Here is a 2,002-nt window from a genome sequence, read left to right on the forward strand (position 1 = left end):
CACGTGCTGGAGAAGATCGACGGCCAGCCGCTCACCGCGGGGATCGACTACAGCCGGCTCCTGAACCGGAAGGCGGGCAAGACCACCCTGCTGTCGGTGTACGACCCGGCCGCCGGCACCCGGTGGGAGGAGACGGTGAAGCCCATCGCCGCCGGCGCGATGCAGGAGCTGCTCTACCAGCGCTGGGTGAAAAACCGCCGAGACGAAGTGGAGCGGCTGTCCGGCGGGAAGATCGGCTACGTGCATGTGCGGGCCATGAACGACCCCAGCATGCGCACCGTGTTCGAGGAGGCGCTGGGCCGCCACGTCGGCACGCAGGCGCTGATCGTGGACACCCGCTTCAACGGCGGCGGCAACATCCACGAGGAGCTTTCCGACTTCCTGAGCGGCCGCAAGTACTTCGACATCATCCCCCACGGCCAGTACATCGGCTCGGAGCCGTACGACAAGTGGACCAAGCCCTCCATCGTGGTGATGGGCGAGGGGAACTACTCCGACGCGCACCTCTTTCCGGTCGCCTACAAGCTCAAGGGCGTCGGCAAGACCCTGGGCATGCCCGTGCCGGGAACCGGCACGTTCGTCTGGTGGGAGGCGCAGATCGACCCGACGCTGGTCTTCGGGATCCCCATGGGCGGCTGGCGCACCCCCGACGGCAAGTTCTGCGAGAACAACCAGCTCGAGCCCGACATCCGAGTGCGCAACGAGCCGGGCGTCATGAGCGCCGGGCGCGATCAGCAGCTCGAGGCCGCGGTGGCGGAGCTGCTGAAGCAGTGAATAGTGAGCAGTGAACTGTTAGGAGTACGAAGCTTGTTGTTTTCGTAATTCGTGCTCGTAATTCGTAATCGTAACCGAGATTCGTAATCGTGATCGTGATCGAGGCTCGGGGCTGGAGGCTCGGGCCTCGTTCCCGATCAGCGTACATCAGCCTTCGGGTCTAGCGGCTCATGGTTCGGCTCTTGCCCCCAACGATCAACCATCACCAATCAACAGTATCGGATCGTGCCGATACAAAAGGCCGCGTTCAAGGTACCTCGCGGCCTCCGGCCGCAAGTTCCATCTGCAAGATGGTGGGGACTCCGTTGTTCAACTTGGGGGAGTTCCGGTGGCAAGAGGTGGAGAATCCAGATGGCAGGACGGTGATCTTCCGGCGGTGCCATAGGCGGATTTTGGCTGGTGCGTGACGAATGCGGCATCAGACCGCATGATCTGACCGTGGTTGAACTCGCGCGCGGCAGCAGCGCGAGGTACATCGGGCCGCGGTCGGCGAACGCGGCCTGCCACGGTGACCGCGCCCCGGAGCGGGCGCGGGGAGCCGGCACCACAGATAGCGTTCATCATACGGCGTGCCAGAAGTGTCCAGGAAGCGGCGGTATTCTTCCTGGAAGGTCTCCTGCCGATGGTGTTCTTCCTGATGTTCAATGTGGTGCCGGACCGCCTCCCGCCGGTCCGGACTTACGGTGAACGCGCCGTACCCTTCCTGCCAGGCGAACTCCGGACGGTGCAGCGTCTCGTGCACCCACTCGGACGCGCCCCCCTTGAGGTCGCGCAACAAGTCGGCGATGCGGTGGGTGGCTTTGAAGTCCATGAGCACATGGGCATGGTCTTCGACCCCGCCGACCGACACCGGGACCGCGCCCAGCGACCGGACGCGCCCGCCCATGTACTCGTGCAGGCGGTCGCGCCAGTCGGGGGTGATCCACGGCTGGCGGTTCTTGGTGCTGAAGATGGCATGAACGAACAGACTCAGATGGGTGGATGGCATGACGGACTCCCTTCCACAGGTTTTACTATTAACGGACGAGAATCCAAGTGTTCAGGATGGGCCGACGATTCGTTCGGATCGGGTGGGGACAATCTTCCTCGCGCCGCCTCCGGGGCGCGGCACGATCTTTCCAATGATTCGCTTTCCGGTGGCTGCGGCCGGCCTTTCAGGCCCGGCCTGGCCACCGGCTAATATCCCCGCCTCCCTTCGGGATGCGGATCGCGGCGACGAGCCGAATGA

General features: G+C 64.2%; 1 protein-coding gene and 1 pseudogene. One reads left to right on the plus strand and one right to left on the minus strand.

The features are described from left to right. On the plus strand, positions 1 to 774 hold a 774-nt coding region (locus tag GX414_06665; protein ID NLI46773.1), incomplete at its 5' end, for a peptidase S41. 544 nt (positions 775 to 1,318) lie between these two features. On the opposite strand, the pseudogene GX414_06670 reads toward GX414_06665, so the two are convergent. Beyond that, a pseudogene (locus tag GX414_06670) lies at positions 1,319 to 1,762 on the minus strand (transposase). Between the last annotated feature and the right edge of the window lie 240 nt (positions 1,763 to 2,002).

The organism is Acidobacteriota bacterium (assembly GCA_012517875.1).
Classification (GTDB): Bacteria; Acidobacteriota; JAAYUB01; order JAAYUB01; family JAAYUB01; genus JAAYUB01.